This is a genomic window from Curtobacterium sp. NPDC090217 (assembly GCF_044746705.1).
Lineage (GTDB): Bacteria > Actinomycetota > Actinomycetes > Actinomycetales > Microbacteriaceae > Curtobacterium.
Genome location: NZ_JBIVCR010000001.1, coordinates 736,958 through 753,904, shown reverse-complemented (window position 1 = coordinate 753,904; position 16,947 = coordinate 736,958). Strand labels below are relative to the sequence as shown.

The window sequence follows — 16,947 nt, the reverse complement described above, 5'->3', positions numbered from 1 at the left end:
ACGGAATACTATTTGTATATGTGATATTTGTAGTACCCTTGGGATACCCGACCGAGGAGCTTGCATGTCAGAGGCACTTCTCTCGCGCAGAGAGCTGCGCGAGCGCCGCGCCCGCGCCGAGTCTGCGCAGCCCACCCGCACGGTCGACGCGTGGGCTCGCTCGGCGACGGCGGCACCGGCCGGAGACGTCGAGCCGAGGCCCGTGGGAGCGACCGGCTGGACGAGATCCGCCCCCGCCTCCACCGCGGACGTGCCCGCCGCGGCGCCACTCCCGTCACCGTCGACGCAGCTGTCGATCCCTCCCGTGCCCGTGTCCACGGCGCAGCCGGTGCCGACCGTCGTGACATCGCCGACGCCGGTCCCCGCCTCCACGACGCCGCCAGCCGCCCCTGTCCCGGTCCCCGTCCCGACGACCCCGTCGGCCGCGCCCGCCCCCGTCCCGACGACCCCGTCGGCCGCGCTGTCGGTGCGCCCGTCGACACTGCCGGTGCTGCTGCCGCCGCTCGACCGCGAGTCCTCAGTCGTCCGCGAGATCCGATCCGACTCCGCGCCGCTCCCCGGAGTGCAGGAGGCGCCGGTCGCAGCCCGGGCGGCATCGCCGACGGCCGGCACGACGACCGAGCCGCCGACCGCGCCACCTCCGTCCCCGACTCCGCTCCCGCACCCGCTGCCGCCTCGGCGCGCCGGTACGCGCCCGCGAGCAGCCGACCCACAGCGCGACACCGACGGTGGGACCGGTACGTTGCGCAGCTCGGTGACCGAGGTCGTGCGCGACGTGGTCGGGCTCGGCTCCCGCGGCGGCCGTCGCTCCTGGGTGCGGACCATCCAGATCCTCGTCGCTTCGGCGACCGTGCTCACCCTCGCCGTCGGCCTCCGATCGATCTTCGCGCCGGTGAGTGCGAGCAGCACCCCCGCGTCGGCCACCTTCCCGCAGGCCGTGGCGGCTTCGACTGCCGAGCGTTTCGCCGAGGTGTACTTCACGTGGGACGAGTCGGACCGACAGGCGCGGACAGAGGCCCTCTCGCAGCTGATGGTCGGCGGCACGCCCGGTCAGGCCGGATGGGACGGGAAGGGAACCTCCACCGCCGGCGCGGCCCGTGCCGCTGGCTTCACCTACGTGGACGCCTCGCACGCGATCGTGACGGTCGTCGTGCCGGTGACGACGCCGGATGCCGACGGAACCGACGCGACCTCGACGATGTCGCTCCAGGTCCCCGTCACGGTCGTCGGCGCCCGCGTGTGGGTTTCCGGGCTCCCAGCGTCGGTGGGTGTCCCAGCCGCGGCGCCGACCGGCACGGCGTCGTCCTTCCGCCTCGATGCGCAGACGAGCACGCGCACACGCCCAGCTGTCGCGAAGTACTTCGCAGCGCTCAGTCGTGGCGACGTCGAGCTCTCCGAGACCGGGAACGCCTCCACCGGCCTCGACGGCACGCTCCAGTACACCGAGCTGCTCGACTGGCGGGTCGAGCGTGGCGACGACGACCAGCGAGTCGGGTTCGCCGAGGTCCGGTGGGCGACCCCGGGCGGCGCCGTTCTCGACCAGGAGTACCGACTCGTCATCTCGAGGAACGGGTCCGGCTGGCAGGTCCGCGCAGCGACCGCCTCCGTCCCGACCGACTGACCATGACCACACTCGAAGGATCTGCGATGCTCTCCACGCACACAGGCGAACCGCCTGCCATCACCGTCCACATCTCCCAGTCCGGGCAGCTGACGATGGGCGGGTACGACCACACCGAGACGTCGTCGCACGCCTCGCCCGAAGCCGCACGGGAAGCAGCGCTCGACATCGTGACGGAGTTCGCCAGGCAGTCCGGGCACCCCGTTCGCCTGCACACCACCGGCGCCGAAGGGAACTGGCATCTCGTCGTCGCATCGGACGGGTCGGTCGAGATCGACGAGATGGCCGCGGTCGCCGCTCCGACCACGATCGACACCACCGCATCGGAGGGCAGGACGGACACGATCGACCTGACCGAGCGGACCGCGACCGTGAGCGCCCCACCGGCCGCCCCGGTCGTCGAGACCATCGCGATGCCCGTCACCCCCGAGCCAGACCCCCTGCCCGAGCCGGTCGACCTCCCCGATCCCGTCGAGCCGCTCCTGCCTCCCATCCCACCGTCCCCATCGATCCCCTCGGCTCCCGCAGCTGCACCAGAACCACAGGCAACACCTGAACCGTCGGCAGGACCGGAGCACCCAGCACGACCGGAACCCCCAGTTCTACCGGAACCCCCGGCAGCGGCGGAGCACCCAGCAACACCGGAACCCCCGGCGGAGGCGACCAGCGTCGAGTCGACCGACACGGCGCCGGTCAACGCCGGATCGCCGTCCGAGACGGAACTCGACGAGATCGAGTCGCTCGAACGCACGATCGTGAGCACGCGACGCCGCACCGAACCGGTCAGTCGGGCCAAGCTCTTCACGAGCACCGGGACCATCCTCGACGTGTCCGGTTCGGGCGTCCTCGGCCGCCGACCGCTCGGGGTGGAGAACCCGGTACGGTTCGACGACCCCACGCGGAGCGTTTCGAACGCCCACCTGCGCTTCACCGTGGACGGAGCCGGACTGAACGTCGAGGACCTCGCTTCGGCGAACGGCACCACCGTGGTGCGAGAGGGCACCAGGCAGCAGTGCCACCCCGGCACGACCGTCCCGGCTCCCCGCGGTTCACGGGTCGACATCGGCGACCAGTTCTTCGTCGTCGCGTGACCGGCGGACGAGACGGCGTGCTCGATGCGACGCCGGCGAACGGGTGGGTCCGGCCGGCGCCGGGTCCCTGGCGGGGGTCGCGCGCTCCGCGACACCGCCCGAACGCCCGGCCGCGGCAGAAAGTCGGCGCTGCGATCGTCTCGCTCATCGCGGAGTTGCTCATCATCGCGGGCGCGGCCACCGGGCTGTACGTGGTGTGGACCGGTTGGTGGACCGACGTCGTCGCCGTGAACGAACAGACCGCGCTCGTCAAGGACCTCGGGCAGACGGCGACCAAGTCCACTGCAGGCACCGAGCACCGCGGCACCGCACCAGTCCTCGCGGAGCCGCCGAACGTCACGGACGTCTTCGGCACCATGCAGATCCCGCGCTTCGGAGCCGGGTACAACCGTCCCATCGGCGAGGGCACGAACCGCGAGAAAGTGCTCAACACCATCGGACTCGGCCATTACCAGGACACCGCGATGCCCGGCGCCGAAGGCAACTTCGCCGTCGCCGGCCACCGCGTCACCTACGGCAAGCCGCTCAACCAGATCGCCGAACTCACGACCGACGACGCGATCGTCGTCCGCGTCACCGACAAGGCGACGAACTTCGACGTCTGGTACGTCTACAAGGTCACCGACAGCCAGATCGTCACACCCGACCACATCGAGACGATCGCACCCGTCCCGAACAAACCCGGCGTCCAGCCCACCGCCGACGACCGCTGGCTGACCCTCACCGCCTGCCACCCGATGTGGTCCGCCAAGGAGCGCTACATCACCCACGCCAAGCTCGACTACTGGATGCCCGCGTCCGAGGGGACGCCGAAGGAACTCTCGGAGACGCCCAAGTGATCTTCCCGCTCGTGTGGCGACTCCTGCCCGGCCCGACCGCCCTCAAGGTCCTCGAACTGATCGTGCTGCTCACCGCACTCGTGTTCGTCCTGTTCACCTGGGTGTTCCCCTGGGTCGCAGCCGACATCCTGCCCCCACCCGACGGCACCGTCGACACCGGCGGGGGGCCGTGACGGTTCAGCCGCGGTCGAACACCAGCGTCTCGTCGTCGCGGGCAGTGACGCGACCGGTCCGCGCGAACTCCGCCCAGATCGCCCGCACACCCGGGCCGCGACGCTCGACCTCCGGCCAGTCCCGCTCGGGCACGAACCGGCTGCCGGCCCACGCCTCCTTGCGTCCCAGCAGCAGCGGCAGGTCGCTCATGTGCACCGCCCCGGTCGGCTGCGCGGTCGCGCCGCGGAGCAGCCGGTAGACGGTCGCGCGCCCGCCGCCCGACCGGTGCCGCGCCGCGAACGCCCGGGCGTCACGCCCGTAGATCACCTCGGTCAGCGGCCGGACGAGCCACCACCGCACGAGCGACCGCGCGACCCGGTTCCGAACGATGCGCTTCAGTCCAGGGAGCACGGGCACGTACATCCCGGCCTCGTCCGAGCCCGACCCGATGAGCACGTCGACGTCTGGTGCGACCCGCCGCCAGGCCTCGGCGAGGTCGCGTTCGGCCGGCAGCGGCGCGAACCCGTACTGGGTGCCGTACGGCATCCCCCCGCGGAGCCCGTACCGTCCGCCGACCCGGGTACCGCGGGCCTGTCGCTCGTACAGCTCGTCGAGCGAGGTGTCCGCCGACATCGGCCCCACTGCCTCGACCATCGCACGGCTCATCCGCGCACGTCCCCGCGAGAGCCCGAGCGGTGCGCTCTGCACGATCGCCCTGCGGAAGAGCCCTGCGGTCCCCTCGCTGATCATCAGGTGCGCGATCGCGTCCCCTCCGGCGGACTGCCCGAAGAGCGTGACGAGGTCGGGGTCGCCGCCGAACGCGGCGATGTTCTCGTGCACCCACCGGAGCGACGCGACGAGGTCGAGCAGCCCGAGGTTCGCCGGGATCCGTTCCCCGTCGCCGAGGAACCCGAGCACCCCGAGCCGGTACGTCACCGTCACGACGACGACGCGTTGCTCTCGGACCAGGTCGTACGGGTCGTTGATCGGGACGTCGCCGCCGCCGATGACGTACGAGCCGCCGTGGATCCACACCATGACCGGCAGTCGCTCGTCGGGGCCGATGTCAGCCGGGATCGTGATCGAGAGCGCCTGGCAGCGTTCGTCGACCTCGGCATCGATCTCGTGGAGCAGCTGGTCGACGACCGTCGCGGAGGGTTGCGGGGCCACCGGTGCCGGGAAGTCCGCGTGGAACACGTCCTCGAAGACGGGCATCGGCTCCGGCGGCCGGAACCGCGCTGCCTGCGCGTACGGCACGCCGAGCACCCGGATGACGTCGCCGTCCCGCGATCCGCGGATGCGTCCTGCTGGGCTGTCGTAGGTCACGGTGGCGGCGTCGAGCATCAGTCCACGCTAGCCCTGGAGGCTCGGTGCGGCCCCGGCGCGTCGGTCCCGGCGCTCCGCGCCGGGCGGAGCGACCCGGACGCCGCGAAGGCCGCGACGAACAGCACCGCGACGAGCCACAGCGCCGACAGCGCCCCGAGGTGAACGGCGATGGCACCGATGACGGGCGGTCCGGCGAAGTTCGCGAAGTACCCGATGGACGCCACGACACTCACGCGGGCGGCCGGGTTCGGGCCGCTCTGCGCCGCGGCCGACATCCCCAGCGGGAAGCCCATCGAGACGCCGACCGCCCACAGGACCACACCGATCAGGGTGAGCCACCACGTGCCGCCGACGATGAACAGGATCGCCCCGAGGATGCCGAGCGCAGTCGTCCAGCGCACGGTCCGGACCCGACCGAGCCGATCGACCACGGGACCGGCGAACACTCGGGTCGCCGCCTCGGACACCGCGAACACGGTGAAGAACAGCGCGCCGACGGTTGCGGACTGCCCGTGCCCGTCGGTGGTGGCGAGCGCGAGCCAGTTGTTGGCCGATCCCTCGCCCAGCTCGACGCCGAGCATGACGACACCGATCATCAGCAGGCGGACGTCCGCCCAGCCCCTGGCCCAGGCGCGGATGCGCTGCCCGGGTGTCAGCGTGTCGTCGTGCTCCTCCGCGCGGGTGCCGTCCGGCACCGCGCGCATGGCGACCACGCCGACCACGAGCAGGACCGCGGCCTCCACGACCAACTGGGTGGAGACCGTGATGCCGAGTGCCGAACAGAGTGCGGCGAGCCCGGCACCGAGCGCCGCGCCTCCCGACCATGCGGCGTGCATCAACGGGAGCAGCGTGCGGCCCGCGAGGGCCTCGATGGCCGTGCCCTCGACGTTCGCCATCACGTCGAGGGAGCCGATCCCGGCACCGGCGACGACGAACGCGACGGCGGCGAGCGGTGCGGAGTGCAGCGCCGCCGCGATCCCGAGCACGGCGATCGCGACGGGGACGAGCACGACGACGGCCGTCAGGGCCCGCCGTCCGCCGAGTCGCCGCAGCAGCGGCGCGGCGGAGAGCAGGCCACCGATCGACCCGATCGTGACGCCGCCGAGCATGAGCCCGATGGTGCCGGTGTCGACGCCGAGCTCCGCACGGATCTCGGGGAGCCGGGGCCCCCATGCGGCGAGGCTGATGCCGCCGAGGCCGAACGCGACGATGATCGCGTTCCGCCACCGGGCGAGGTGCCTGCGGTCCACGTCGACCGTCGGGTTCGTCATGACGCCAGAAGCTATCAGCGCACGCGCTTGATCGGGATCACGACGAGCGCGCCGATGATGGCCACGATCCCGGCCGCCCAGCACATGAGCTCGTAGTTGTCCGGCGTGCCACCGGTGCCGAACTTCAGGAAGAACAGCGACGCAGCAGGGGCGAGCGACTGCGGGAGCGCGTTCGCGATGTTGATGACGCCGAGGTCCTTCCCTGGCCGGTCGGCGTTCGGCAGGACGTCGACGACGAGGGCGGTGTCGATCGCCGAGTAGATGCCGTAGGCGAAGCCCATGATGATCTCGGCGACGTAGAACCCGTGCACGGTGTCGGCGTGCGCGAGGACGACGAGCCCGACGGCGAACAGCGCGGTGGACCCGCCGACGAAGACCTTGCGGCGGCCGAGCCGGTCGGACAGCCAGCCGGAGAGCGCGGCGCTGACGAGCAGGGCGATCGTGTACAGCAGCACACCGAACGCGACGGCCGCGGTCGCCTCCTCGTCGCTCGTGATCCCGATGTGCTCCTTCATGTAGAGCAGGCGGTACGTCGTGAACATGAACGTCGCGAAGATGATCAGGAAGCGCGACCACCAGGCGAAAGCGAAGTCCGGGTTCTTGATCGGGTTCGTCCAGAACGACGAGATCAGGTTGACGAAGGTGAACTTCTTGAGCTTGTACGTGGGCAGGTCATCGCGGGCGACGACGGCGTAGACCACGACGAGGACGATCGCGAGGATGCCGGGCGCGATGAACAGCACCGGCAGGTTCGCGACGAAGAACACCGACAGGTAGGTCCCGGCGAGGACGGCGATGTTCTGCGCGAGCGCGATGATGCTCGACGACTTCCCGCGCTGGAACTGCGGCACGTTGTCGGCGAAGCTCGCGGTCAGGGTCGCCAGCACGGTGTTCGCCGAGAGCTGCGCGAGGAGCCATCCGAGAGTGAGCTGCGTGGTGTCCGGGGCGAACGCGATCCACGCGAGGGCGATCGCGAACACGACGACGCCGGTGAGCATCCACGGGCGACGACGTCCCCAGCGGGTGCGTGTCCGGTCGGACAGCGCCCCGGCGAGCGGGTTCATGATGAGCGCACCGAACGCGCCGATCGGCAGCACCGAGCCGATGACGTTCGCCGCGTCGGACCCGACCAGCGCCTCGGCCTTGAGCTGCATGCTCACGTACACGGGTGCCATGAGCGCGACGAAGAGGCCGAACTGCCCGAGGAACAGCGCGATCTGGTAGCCGATCCCGACCCGCATCGTGCTGACCGGCTGGGTGATGCCCTCTTCCGGGTGCAGCAGGACGGGTGTCTCCGCGGGTTCGGGTGTGCTCATGACGCCTCCTTGAGTCGATGAAAACCGTGCTTCGCAAGGTTTTTACAGACGCGAGCATACATCGGGACGTCAGGACATGAGGACGGGGCCGCAACAGACCGTCGCAAAAACTGCACACCGGATGGTTTTTCGGGTAGCGTCGTACCCGATCTCGCCGCGGAGCATCGCGTCCCGGCGGGTCGAGAACGCCCGAGCCAGGACCGAAGGAGCCTCTGCAATGCCCACCACCTCTGTGCAGCTGTACTCGCTGCGCGACGCCATCGCCGAAGACCTCGACAAGGCGATCGCCCGCGTCGCCGAGATCGGCTACGAGAACGTCGAGCCGTACGCATTCGTCGAGCGCGCCGCCGACCTCGAGCGCGCCTTCGCCGCCACCGGCCTGAAGGCCCCGTCCGGTCACGTCGCCGTCATCGACGCCGAGGACACCGCCCCGATCTGGGACGCGGCGGAGCGCCTCGGCATCACGACCGTCATCGACCCGTTCATCCCGACCGATCGCTGGCAGACCGCCGACGACGTCGCGAAGATCGCCGAGCGCGTCAACGTGCTCACCGCCGAGGCTGCCGCCCGCGGTCTGCAGTTCGGCTACCACAACCACCAGTGGGAGTTCACGAACAAGGTCGACGGCAAGACGGTCTACGAGCACTTCGTGTCGCAGATCTCGCCCGAGACCGTGCTCGAGGTCGACACGTTCTGGGCGACCGTCGGTGGCGCCGACGCCCCAGCCGTGCTGAAGTCCCTCGGCGACCGCGTCGTCGCGATCCACGTGAAGGACGGCAAGGTCGACGGTGACATCCTCACCGCGCTGCCCTCCGCCGAGAGCGCCCTCATCGTCCCCGAGGCACTGCAGCGGGCGTTCGAGAACCAGAAGCCGGCCGGACAGGGCGACGTCGACGTGGCGGGCATCCTCGCCGCGGCGCCGCAGGCCATCCGCGTCGTCGAGTTCGACGCCTACGCCGGCGACGTCTTCGAGGGCATCACCGAGTCCCTCGCCTGGCTGAAGGCAAACGACAAGTGAGCCGCGTCGGAGTCGGCATCATCGGTGCCGGGAACATCTCGGACCAGTACCTGACGAACCTCACCCAGTTCGCCGACGTCGAGGTCCTGATGGTCGCCGACCTCATCCTCGAGCGCGCGGCGTCCCAGGCCGAGAAGTACGGCGTCCCGGCGTCCGGCACGGTCGAGGAGCTCCTCGCCCGCGACGACATCCAGATCGTGGTGAACATCACGATCCCGGCCGAGCACGCCAAGGTCGGCCAGCAGATCATCGCCGCCGGCAAGCACACCTGGAGCGAGAAGCCCGTCGCCACCAACGCGGAGGACGCGCAGGCCCTGCTCGCCGCCGCTTCGGCAGCAGGCGTCCGCTACGCCACCGCACCGGACACCGTGCTCGGTGCCGGGATCCAGACCGCCATCCGGGCCATCGCACGCGGCGACATCGGCACGCCGCTCACCGCGACGACGATGTTCCACGTGCCGGGCCCGGACCAGTGGCACCCGGACCCCGAGTTCCTGTACGCACAGGGCGCCGGTCCGCTGTTCGACATCGGCCCGTACTACGTCACGACGCTCCTGCACGCGTTCGGTTCCGCCTCGCGCGTGCAGGCCGTGTCGTCGAAGTCCCGCGAGACCCGCGTGATCGGTTCCGGCCCCCGCGCCGGCACCGAGTTCGCCGTCGAGGTGCCCACGCACCACGCAGCGCTCATCTCGTTCGCGGGCGGACAGTCGGCGCAGACGACCCTGTCGTTCCAGCACGCACTGCCCCGCAACGGCTTCGTCGAGATCAACGGCTCCAAGGGCACCATCGTGCTGCCGGACCCGAACGTCTTCGACGGCGACAGCACCCTGTGGACGCTCGGCAAGGACGAACCGACCACGCTGACGCACAAGGGCTCCACCTGGGGCCGTGGCACGGGCGTCGTCGAGCTGGCCCGCGCGATCGCCGAGGGCCGGCCGGAGCGCGCTTCCGGCGCCGTGGCGTCGCACGCACTGGACGTCATGCTCGGCATCCGCGACGCTGCCGAGTCGGGCCAGGCCGTCGAGATCACCTCGTCGATCGACCCGATCCAGCCGCTCCCCGAGGACTTCGACCCCGCTGCCGCGGTCCTCGCCGAGGGCGTGAACGCGTAGCCCTCCGCGAGGGAACAGAAGACGTCGGGTGCCCGTGCGGCACCCGACGTCTTCTGTTCCCGCGGCGTCGCGGGAGCGCGCGCAGCACGTCACCCGGCGGGCGGGACGATCTGCTCGAGCAGGTGCAGCACACGTTCGCCGTCGACCGCCTCGGGGTCGAGCAGCCACTGGACCTGCAGGCCGTCCGACGCCGCGATGCTCAGTGACGCGAGGTCGACCGGATCGAGGTCGGCCCGGATGCGCCCGAGGTCCTGGTCACGGCGGATCAGTTCAGCGAGTTCGCCCCGCAGACGCGCGAACCGCTCGCGCATGAAGTCCCGCGTCGACGGGTGCCCCTCACCGACGGCATCCGCCGCGAGCGTCGTGTAGAGCTGCACGAGCCCCGGGATCTCGCGGTTCCGGCCGGCACTCTCGCGCATGTCGCCGATCGCGGACTGCAGGCGGTCCGGGGCGCCCTGTTCGCGGACCTCGTGCTCCCGGTAGACCGCCAGCAGGAGTTCATCGCGCGACGGGAAGTAGTGCCGGAGCGCCGCGTGCGTGATGCCGAGCGCGTCGGCCACTGACCGGAGCGACGATGCGTCGACCCCCTGCTCGGCCACCATCCTGATCATCTCGTCGAGGATCTGGACCCGCCGCTCCGCGCCCTTGCGGTACCCGCGCCGCGGCACGGTCCCGGCGTCGTCGGCAGAGGTCATGCAGACAACTTACCGCTGGAAGGTTTCAGGCGCTGGTGTCGTCCACGGTGTACTCGTCGGCTGGCTCCGGAACCGCCTCGGCGAGGGCGTCCACGATCCGTCCGAGGGCCTCGGCGACCACCTCGTTGTCGGCGGCCGGCAGCCCGTCGAGCACGCGCACGACGATCTCGTGGAACTGTGCGTACGAGTCGTCGATCTTGGTCGCCACCTGGTCGGTCGGTTCGAGGAACTGCGCCCGACGGTCGGTGGGGTGCGCGGTCCGGACGATGTCGCCCTTCTCCACGAGGCCGTCGACGATCTTCGTCACCGAGGCGTTGGACACCCCGAGCATCACCGCGAGGTCCTTCGGTCCCATCGCACGGCTGTCCCGGTGCGCCTGCAGCAGGTACCGGACCGCGAGGAACTCGTTCTTCGACAGGCCACTCTCGATGCGCGCGTGCTCGATCTGCTGATCCTCGGCGTGCTGCAGCCGGAGGATGGCGTCGACGGCCGAGCGGGCGGCCTTCGATCGGGGTGCTCGCGAGTACAGGTGGACGTGCTCTCGGCGGACGACGGTCAACGGCATGTGGTCATGAACTCCGGGTTCTCAGGCCTGCGGGAGGGCGAAGAAGTCCGCGTAGGACGGCTCGGCCCGCTTGGAGAGGAGCGACGGGTCCTCGATCCGAGCGGTGACGTAGGCGGCGATGACCGCGGGGTCGGTGAGGCCCGCGCGAGGGTGGGTGCCGAGGAGACCGGTGCCCCACTGAGCCCCGTGGTACGTGCTGCGCATGCCTGGTTCCACCTTCCTGGTCGTCTTCCCGTCCGAGTTGGACGACGAAAGTGTTTCACGACGTGAACGGTTAGAGCAACTGACAATCCAGATCTTGTACGTTTCGCGCACCGAACTGCACGGCACACTGAACGACCGGTTGTCCGATCGAGGGATAGCGTGGCGACGTGGATCTCCAACTCACGGACCGTGTCGCACTCGTCGTCGGGGGCAAGGGGTACATCGGCAGCGCCGTCGCCGATCGGCTCCGCGCCGAGGGAGCGACGGTCGTCGTCGCCTCGCGGAGCGCGACGGACGACGACGGCGTCGCGATCGACACCGCGGACCAGGCCTCGGTCGACGCCGGTGTCGCCTCGGTCATCGCGCAGCACGGGCGCATCGACGTGCTCGTCGTCACCGCGGCGCCGAGTGCCGGGACCCTCGACCCGGCGAAGAAGTCCGACCCTGATCAGATCGCCCGGGCCGTCGACGGCAAGGCGCTCGGGTTCCTGCGGGTCGCGAACGCCGTGCTGCCCGGACAGCGCGAGGCGGGTTTCGGACGCGTCGTCGTCGTGAGCGGGCAGAACGCCTACTTCTCCGGCAACATCACCGCGTCCCTCCGGAACACCGCCGTCAGCGTCATCGCGAAGAACCTCGCCGACGAGGCGGCCGGCTCCGGCGTGACGGTCAACGTCGTCAACCCGGGCACGGTGACGGACGAGCCGGTTGCCGAGGTGCAGCGCGGGTCCGGTGGCGAGTCCAGCCCCCAGCAGATCGCCGACCTGATCGCGTTCCTGTCGTCGCCGCTGTCCATGGTGTCCGGCGAGTCGATCTCGATCGCGCACCGCGTCCTCGGTTCCGTCGCGATCTGACGCACGGACCCCACGACAGGAGGCTCGGCGCACGTCGTGCGCCGAGCCTCCTGTCCGGTTGGTGGAGCGATCAGATCCGTTCGCGGCGGCGGCGCGCACCGGCGCGCAGCGCGGCACCGAGCAGCAGCGCGAGGAGCGCGGCCACGGCGAGCGGGCCGGTGGCCGCCGACCCCGTGTAGCGGTCGCAGGCAAGCAGAAGACACCCATGGGCATGCGAGGACCGCGCCCTCCCAACCGGGGGTCAGCGGTCGGCGAGCGCCCGTGCTTCGTCCAGGATGGTGGAGATCGCGGCGGGGTCGTGCGCGAATCGACCGAGGAACAGCCCGCCGATGCGTCCCTGCCCCCGCGTGAGCAGTCCCGGCCCGGCGGAGCCGCCGTAGACCACGACCGACCCCGCCAGCTCCGGCCGCTGTCCGAGATGCGCTTCGATGCCCGTCAGGACCTCGACGATGTGGTCGTCGGGCGCTGGCTGCGGCGCGCCGATCGCCCAGACCGGCTCGTAGGCGACGATCACCGGTGCGGCGGCGTCCCGTGAGACGGCTCGGTCGAGCTGTCCGGTCACGTCCGCGATCGCATCCGGACGGGAGGACCGGATCGCCTCGCCGACGCAGACGAGCGGACGCAGGTGGTTGCGGAACGCGGCGGCGACCTTCCGCGCGATGGTCGCGTCGTCCTCGTGGAACAGGGAACGACGCTCGGCGTGGCCGATCTCGACGAGGTCCACGCCGATCTCCGCGAGTTCGGAGCCGGAGACCTCGCCGGTGAACGCGCCCGTGTCCTCCGTCGCCAGGTCCTGGGCGCCGAGCAGCACGGCCGTGCCCTCGAGCGCCGCGTGCACGGGGACCAGCGACGGGAACGTCGGGATCACGAACAGCTCCACCGCGCCGCTCGTGACCGCCGGGTGCGACCTGGCGATGTCCGCGACGGCCTCGGCCCAGCGCAGCGTCTGCGCGTGCCCGAAGTACATCTTCAGCGAGACGCCGATCGTGATCACGGCGCGACCGCGTCGACGATGAGCGCGAACGACACCGCGCCGGGGTCAGGGGTGCCGACGGCGTGCTCGGCGTGGGTGCGCGCCCGGCCCATCCTCGGCAGGAGGTCGGCCGTTCCGTCTGCTGCCTGCTGCGCCGCGTCAGCTGCCTCGGACCAGGCGGTGGTCAGGTCGTCGCCGGCGGTGATGCGGGTGGTGAGGACGTCGTCGAAGGGGACGAGGGCGTCGACCATGGTCTTGTCGCCGACGGCCGCGCCGAAGGCGAGGACGGCGTCGGTGGCGGCGTGCACCGCGCGTTGGACGGTCGCCGCTGTGGGACGTTCACGGTCCCCGATGACGCGACCCAGAGCCTCCAGGGCGGCACCCCAGATCGCACCGGAGGTGCCACCGGCCTTGTCCGACCACGCGTCCCCCGCGATCGTGAGGACGCTGCCGGCGCCCGCGCCGCGCTCGGCGGCGTCGCGTGCTGCCGCGTCGGCGGCGGTGGAGCCGCGCTGCATGCCGATGCCGTGGTCGCCGTCACCGGCGACCGCGTCGATCCGACCCAGCTCGTCCGCGTGCGCGTCGAGCAGTTCGCGGATCGTCGTGAACGCCTGTGCGATCTCGGTGCCGAGCGCGCGGGATGCGTCGCTGGCCGGTCCCACCGGTGCGGACTCGTCGGCGGTGAGGACGGCTTCGGGGAGCCGTTCCTGCGGCACCGCGCCACCCTTCCGGTACGCCGGCGTGTCCGCCGGTGCTGCCCAGAGCGGTTCGAGTTCCGCGTCCGGCCAGAACAACGTCAGCGACACCCCGGCCATGTCGAAGCTGGTGACGAGTTCCCCGACCTCGGGCTCCACCACCGTCAGGCCGGCATCGGTCAGGTGCCGTTGGACGGCGGCGTAGACGACGAAGAGTTCCTCGTACTTCACGCTGCCGAGCCCGTTCAGGATCGGGACCACCCGGTCACCGGCACCCTCCGGACGCTCCTGGAGGAGCCGGTCGGTGAGCAGCTCGGCGAGGCCGTCCGCGGTGGGGACGTCGGCTTCGTCGATGCCCCGCTCACCGTGGATGCCCATCCCGATCGCCATACGACCCTCCGGCACGGTGAAGAGCGGTTCGTCCGCGCCCGGCAGGGAGCAGCCGGAGAAGGCGACACCGAAGGACCGGGTGCGGTCGTTCGCACGGGTGGCGACCTCGGTGACCTCGTCGAGGGACTTGCCCTGTTCGGCGGCGGCACCGGCGACCTTGAACACGCACAGGTCCCCCGCGATCCCCCGCCGCTTGTGCGCCTCGCCCGCCGGCGCCGACGCGACGTCGTCCGTGACGCGCACCGTGCGGACGTCGATGCCCAGCTCCGTCAGCGCCCGTTCGGCTGCGTCGAAGTTGAGCACGTCGCCGGCGTAGTTGCCGTAGGACAGCAGCACCCCACCACCGTGCTGGCTTGCGCGGGCGACCGCGGTGACCTGCTGCGCACTCGGACTGGCGAACAGGTTCCCCATCGCCGCACCCGCCGCCAACCCGTGTCCCACGAGCCCACCGAACGCCGGATAGTGGCCACTGCCACCACCGATCACCAGGGCGACCGTGCCGTCCGGGCTCGCAGTGGACCGGGCAACACCACCGTGCACCTTCCGCACCCACCGCAGGTTCGCCGCCACGAACCCGTCCACCATCTCGTCCGCGAAGTCCGCCGGATTGTTGAACAACCGGGTCATCGCTTCGCCCGCTGTTCGGTCGTCGCCACGTGCGAGGTGTCGAGCAGGTCGTCCGCCCGCGACTGCCGGAAGAACTTCGTGCAGAAGATCATCACGGCCGCGACGAACGCCAGGACACCGAGCGACACGATGCCGAACGCTCCACTGTCGGTCGGGACGACCTCGTTGATCGCCGTGCGCATGATCGGTGCAACGAACCCGCCGAGGTTGCCGAGCGAGTTGATCAGGCCGATGCCCGCGGCCGCTGCGGCACCCGTGAGGAACGCCGTCGGGTACGCCCACGTGATGGGGCCGACCGACAGGAAGCTCGCCACCGCCAGCGTGATGAACACGATGCCGAGGATCGGCTGCCCGTTCGCGCCGGCCCAAGCGGAGCCGAGGATCGAGAGGCCGGTGAAGACGTAGAACATCGTCCCCCAGCGTCGGCGGCGTCCCACGGAGTCCGCTTTCGACCCGACGAGGTAGCAGGCGATGAGCCCGACGAGCCACGGGATCGCGGACACCAGCCCGACCTGCCAGCCGACGTCCTGCCCGAGGAGCGACGACACCTGCTGCGGGAGGTAGAACGTGGTGCCGTAGACGGCGACCTGCAGGCAGAAGTAGATGATCGTGAAGTACCAGACCCGGCCGCTCGCCATCGCCTTCCAGATCCCCTGCGGCCCGTCGGCGCTGCGGGCGGTGTCCTCGCGGGCCATCGCCGCCGTCAGCGAGTCCTTCTCCCCCGGCTCGAGCCACTTGGCCTGCTGCGGGCTGTTCGTCAGGAACACGAGCGCGGCGATGCCGGCGAGCACCGCGAGGATGCCCTCGCCCGCGAACATGACCTGCCAGCCGTGGAACGGAGTGGCCTGGTCGCCGAAGCTCAGCAGACCGCCGGACAGCGGCGCGCCGATCATCTGCGAGAACGGCTGCGCCAGGTAGAAGATCGCGAACATCCGCACGCGGACCTTGTTCGGGAACCACTCGGACAGGTACATGATCACGCCGGGGAAGAGTCCCGCCTCGGTCACGCCGAGGATGAACCGCAGCACGATGAACATGGTGTCGTTCGTCGTGAAGGCGAACAGCGCGGCGACGATGCCCCACGTGATCGCGATGCGGGCGAGCCAGAACCGAGCGCCGAAGCGCTTGAGCAGCAGGTTCGACGGGATCTCGAAGATCGCGTAACCGATGAAGAAGATGCCGGCACCGAGCGCGAAGGCCGCGTCGGAGATGCCGCGGTCGACGCTCAGGGCCTCCTCCGCGAACCCGACGTTGGTGCGGTCGAGGAACGCGACGAAGTACAGGATCACGAGCATCGGCATCAGGTGCTTGGTGGCCTTGCCGATGGCCGACTTCAGCCCGGGATCGTGGGTCGATCCGAGCGCGGGGACGTTGGGAAGTGACACGGGTTCGCTCCTTCGCGAGCACGGTTCGGTACAGGGGAACGGCCTCGCCGTCAGTGCATGTAGAGGCCGCCGTCGACGTTGAGGGTCTGACCGGTGACGAACCCGGCGTCCTCGCTGATCAGGTAGGCGATCGCCGCCGCGATGTCCCGCGGGGTCCCGATGCGCGGGAGCACACCGTCGGCTGCCATCGCGGTCTTGCGCTCCTCGGTCAGCGTGCCGCCCATGATGTCGGTGTCGATCGGGCCAGGGGCGATGGCGTTCACCGTGACGCCCTTCGGCCCGAGCTCACGCGCCAGTCCACGGGTGAGCCCGATGACGCCGGCCTTCGCGACCGTGTACGGCGTCTTGCTGAACGTGCCGCCGCCGCGCTGGGCGGAGACCGACGACAGGTTGACGATGCGGCCGTAGCCGGTCTGCACCATCGACTCCGCGGCACGGAGGCTGGCGAAGTGCACGCCGTCGAGGTTGATCGACAGGACGCGGTGCCACTCGCCCTCCGGCAGGTCGAGGTACTCGTGCGCCGAGGACACCCCGGCCAGGTTCACGAGGGCGGTGATCGGGGCGATGTCGGCCTCGATGGCGTCGAACGCCGCCCGGACGGCGGACTCGTCGGCGACGTTCGCGCCGACACCGACCGCACGGACCCCGTGCTGCTCCTGGATCTCGGCCGCGACGGCCTTCGAGGCGTCGTCGTCGAGGTCGATGATCCCGATGTCCCACCCTGCCTCTGCGAGATGGTGGGCGGTGGCGCGGCCGATGCCGCGCGGGGAGGCTGCTCCGGTGAGGACGACGGTCTTGCTCTGGTTGCTCATGTC

17 protein-coding genes are annotated in these 16,947 nt (G+C 70.6%); 7 read left to right on the top strand and 10 right to left on the bottom strand.

Annotation, left to right across the window (positions count from 1 at the left end; translation table 11 throughout):
- The first annotated feature begins 64 nt into the window (after positions 1–64).
- The 4 genes from ACIPJ2_RS03800 to ACIPJ2_RS03785 are packed head-to-tail and all read left to right on the top strand — an operon-like array spanning position 65 to position 3,724.
- Positions 65–1,621 carry a conjugal transfer protein gene (locus ACIPJ2_RS03800; RefSeq protein ID WP_402727627.1) on the top strand — a complete coding sequence of 519 codons (1,557 nt, stop codon included), beginning with the start codon at positions 65–67 and terminating at the stop codon, positions 1,619–1,621.
- Positions 1,622–1,647: 26 nt separating this feature from the next.
- Positions 1,648–2,712, top strand: coding sequence for an FHA domain-containing protein (locus tag ACIPJ2_RS03795; RefSeq protein ID WP_402727626.1), 1,065 nt, complete (start codon positions 1,648–1,650; stop codon positions 2,710–2,712).
- Positions 2,709–3,551 carry a class E sortase gene (locus ACIPJ2_RS03790; protein ID WP_402727625.1) on the top strand — a complete coding sequence of 281 codons (843 nt, stop codon included), beginning with the start codon at positions 2,709–2,711 and terminating at the stop codon, positions 3,549–3,551. Before ACIPJ2_RS03795 ends, ACIPJ2_RS03790 begins: the two co-directional genes overlap by 4 nt.
- Complete coding sequence (locus ACIPJ2_RS03785) at positions 3,548–3,724, top strand: hypothetical protein (RefSeq protein WP_281266374.1); 177 nt, start codon at positions 3,548–3,550, stop codon at positions 3,722–3,724. The genes ACIPJ2_RS03790 and ACIPJ2_RS03785 overlap by 4 nt, the downstream gene beginning before the upstream one ends.
- 4 nt (positions 3,725–3,728) lie before the next feature.
- On the opposite strand, the gene ACIPJ2_RS03780 is transcribed toward ACIPJ2_RS03785, so the two are convergent.
- From ACIPJ2_RS03780 to ACIPJ2_RS03770, 3 genes are read right to left on the bottom strand one after another with little or no spacing between them, the layout of a single operon-like run.
- The gene (locus tag ACIPJ2_RS03780; RefSeq protein WP_402727624.1) at positions 3,729–5,048 is read right to left on the bottom strand and encodes a carboxylesterase family protein; all 1,320 of its coding nucleotides are present in this window, start codon (positions 5,046–5,048) and stop codon (positions 3,729–3,731) included.
- Positions 5,048–6,301: an MFS transporter gene (locus ACIPJ2_RS03775; RefSeq protein ID WP_402727623.1), complete on the bottom strand. Its 1,254-nt coding sequence runs from the start codon at positions 6,299–6,301 to the stop codon at positions 5,048–5,050. The genes ACIPJ2_RS03780 and ACIPJ2_RS03775 overlap by 1 nt, the downstream gene beginning before the upstream one ends.
- A 14-nt stretch (positions 6,302–6,315) precedes the next feature.
- Positions 6,316–7,617, bottom strand: coding sequence for an MFS transporter (locus ACIPJ2_RS03770; RefSeq protein WP_402727622.1), 1,302 nt, complete (start codon positions 7,615–7,617; stop codon positions 6,316–6,318).
- Positions 7,618–7,834: 217 nt separating this feature from the next.
- On the opposite strand from ACIPJ2_RS03770, the gene ACIPJ2_RS03765 reads away from it, so the two are divergent.
- Positions 7,835–8,635: a sugar phosphate isomerase/epimerase family protein gene (locus ACIPJ2_RS03765; protein WP_402727621.1), complete on the top strand. Its 801-nt coding sequence runs from the start codon at positions 7,835–7,837 to the stop codon at positions 8,633–8,635.
- Positions 8,632–9,747 carry a Gfo/Idh/MocA family protein gene (locus tag ACIPJ2_RS03760; RefSeq protein WP_402727620.1) on the top strand — a complete coding sequence of 372 codons (1,116 nt, stop codon included), beginning with the start codon at positions 8,632–8,634 and terminating at the stop codon, positions 9,745–9,747. Before ACIPJ2_RS03765 ends, ACIPJ2_RS03760 begins: the two co-directional genes overlap by 4 nt.
- 89 nt (positions 9,748–9,836) lie before the next feature.
- Here the strand turns inward: ACIPJ2_RS03760 and ACIPJ2_RS03755 are convergent, their stop codons facing one another.
- From ACIPJ2_RS03755 to ACIPJ2_RS03745, 3 genes are read right to left on the bottom strand one after another with little or no spacing between them, the layout of a single operon-like run.
- Positions 9,837–10,442, bottom strand: a complete 606-nt coding sequence (locus ACIPJ2_RS03755) for a TetR/AcrR family transcriptional regulator (protein ID WP_281266368.1) — start codon at positions 10,440–10,442, stop codon at positions 9,837–9,839.
- 25 nt (positions 10,443–10,467) lie between these two features.
- Positions 10,468–11,007, bottom strand: a complete 540-nt coding sequence (locus ACIPJ2_RS03750; RefSeq protein WP_402727619.1) for a MarR family winged helix-turn-helix transcriptional regulator — start codon at positions 11,005–11,007, stop codon at positions 10,468–10,470.
- Between the two features lie 21 nt (positions 11,008–11,028).
- Positions 11,029–11,211 carry a hypothetical protein gene (locus ACIPJ2_RS03745; RefSeq protein ID WP_281266366.1) on the bottom strand — a complete coding sequence of 61 codons (183 nt, stop codon included), beginning with the start codon at positions 11,209–11,211 and terminating at the stop codon, positions 11,029–11,031.
- A gap of 167 nt (positions 11,212–11,378) precedes the next feature.
- On the opposite strand from ACIPJ2_RS03745, the gene ACIPJ2_RS03740 reads away from it, so the two are divergent.
- The gene (locus tag ACIPJ2_RS03740; protein WP_402727618.1) at positions 11,379–12,062 is read left to right on the top strand and encodes an SDR family NAD(P)-dependent oxidoreductase; all 684 of its coding nucleotides are present in this window, start codon (positions 11,379–11,381) and stop codon (positions 12,060–12,062) included.
- 241 nt (positions 12,063–12,303) lie between these two features.
- Here the strand turns inward: ACIPJ2_RS03740 and ACIPJ2_RS03735 are convergent, their stop codons facing one another.
- Genes ACIPJ2_RS03735 through ACIPJ2_RS03720 form a run of 4 tightly spaced genes read right to left on the bottom strand, consistent with a single transcriptional unit; the run spans position 12,304 to position 16,944 of the window.
- Positions 12,304–13,056 (bottom strand): triose-phosphate isomerase family protein, encoded by a 753-nt coding sequence (locus tag ACIPJ2_RS03735; protein ID WP_402727617.1) that lies wholly within the window; start codon positions 13,054–13,056, stop codon positions 12,304–12,306.
- Positions 13,053–14,747, bottom strand: coding sequence for a dihydroxyacetone kinase family protein (locus tag ACIPJ2_RS03730; RefSeq protein ID WP_402727616.1), 1,695 nt, complete (start codon positions 14,745–14,747; stop codon positions 13,053–13,055). Before ACIPJ2_RS03730 ends, ACIPJ2_RS03735 begins: the two co-directional genes overlap by 4 nt.
- A complete protein-coding gene (locus ACIPJ2_RS03725) occupies positions 14,744–16,132 on the bottom strand; it encodes an MFS transporter (RefSeq protein WP_402727615.1) in 1,389 nt (462 codons plus the stop codon). The genes ACIPJ2_RS03730 and ACIPJ2_RS03725 overlap by 4 nt, the downstream gene beginning before the upstream one ends.
- A 50-nt stretch (positions 16,133–16,182) precedes the next feature.
- Positions 16,183–16,944: an SDR family NAD(P)-dependent oxidoreductase gene (locus ACIPJ2_RS03720; protein ID WP_402727614.1), complete on the bottom strand. Its 762-nt coding sequence runs from the start codon at positions 16,942–16,944 to the stop codon at positions 16,183–16,185.
- Between the last annotated feature and the right edge of the window lie 3 nt (positions 16,945–16,947).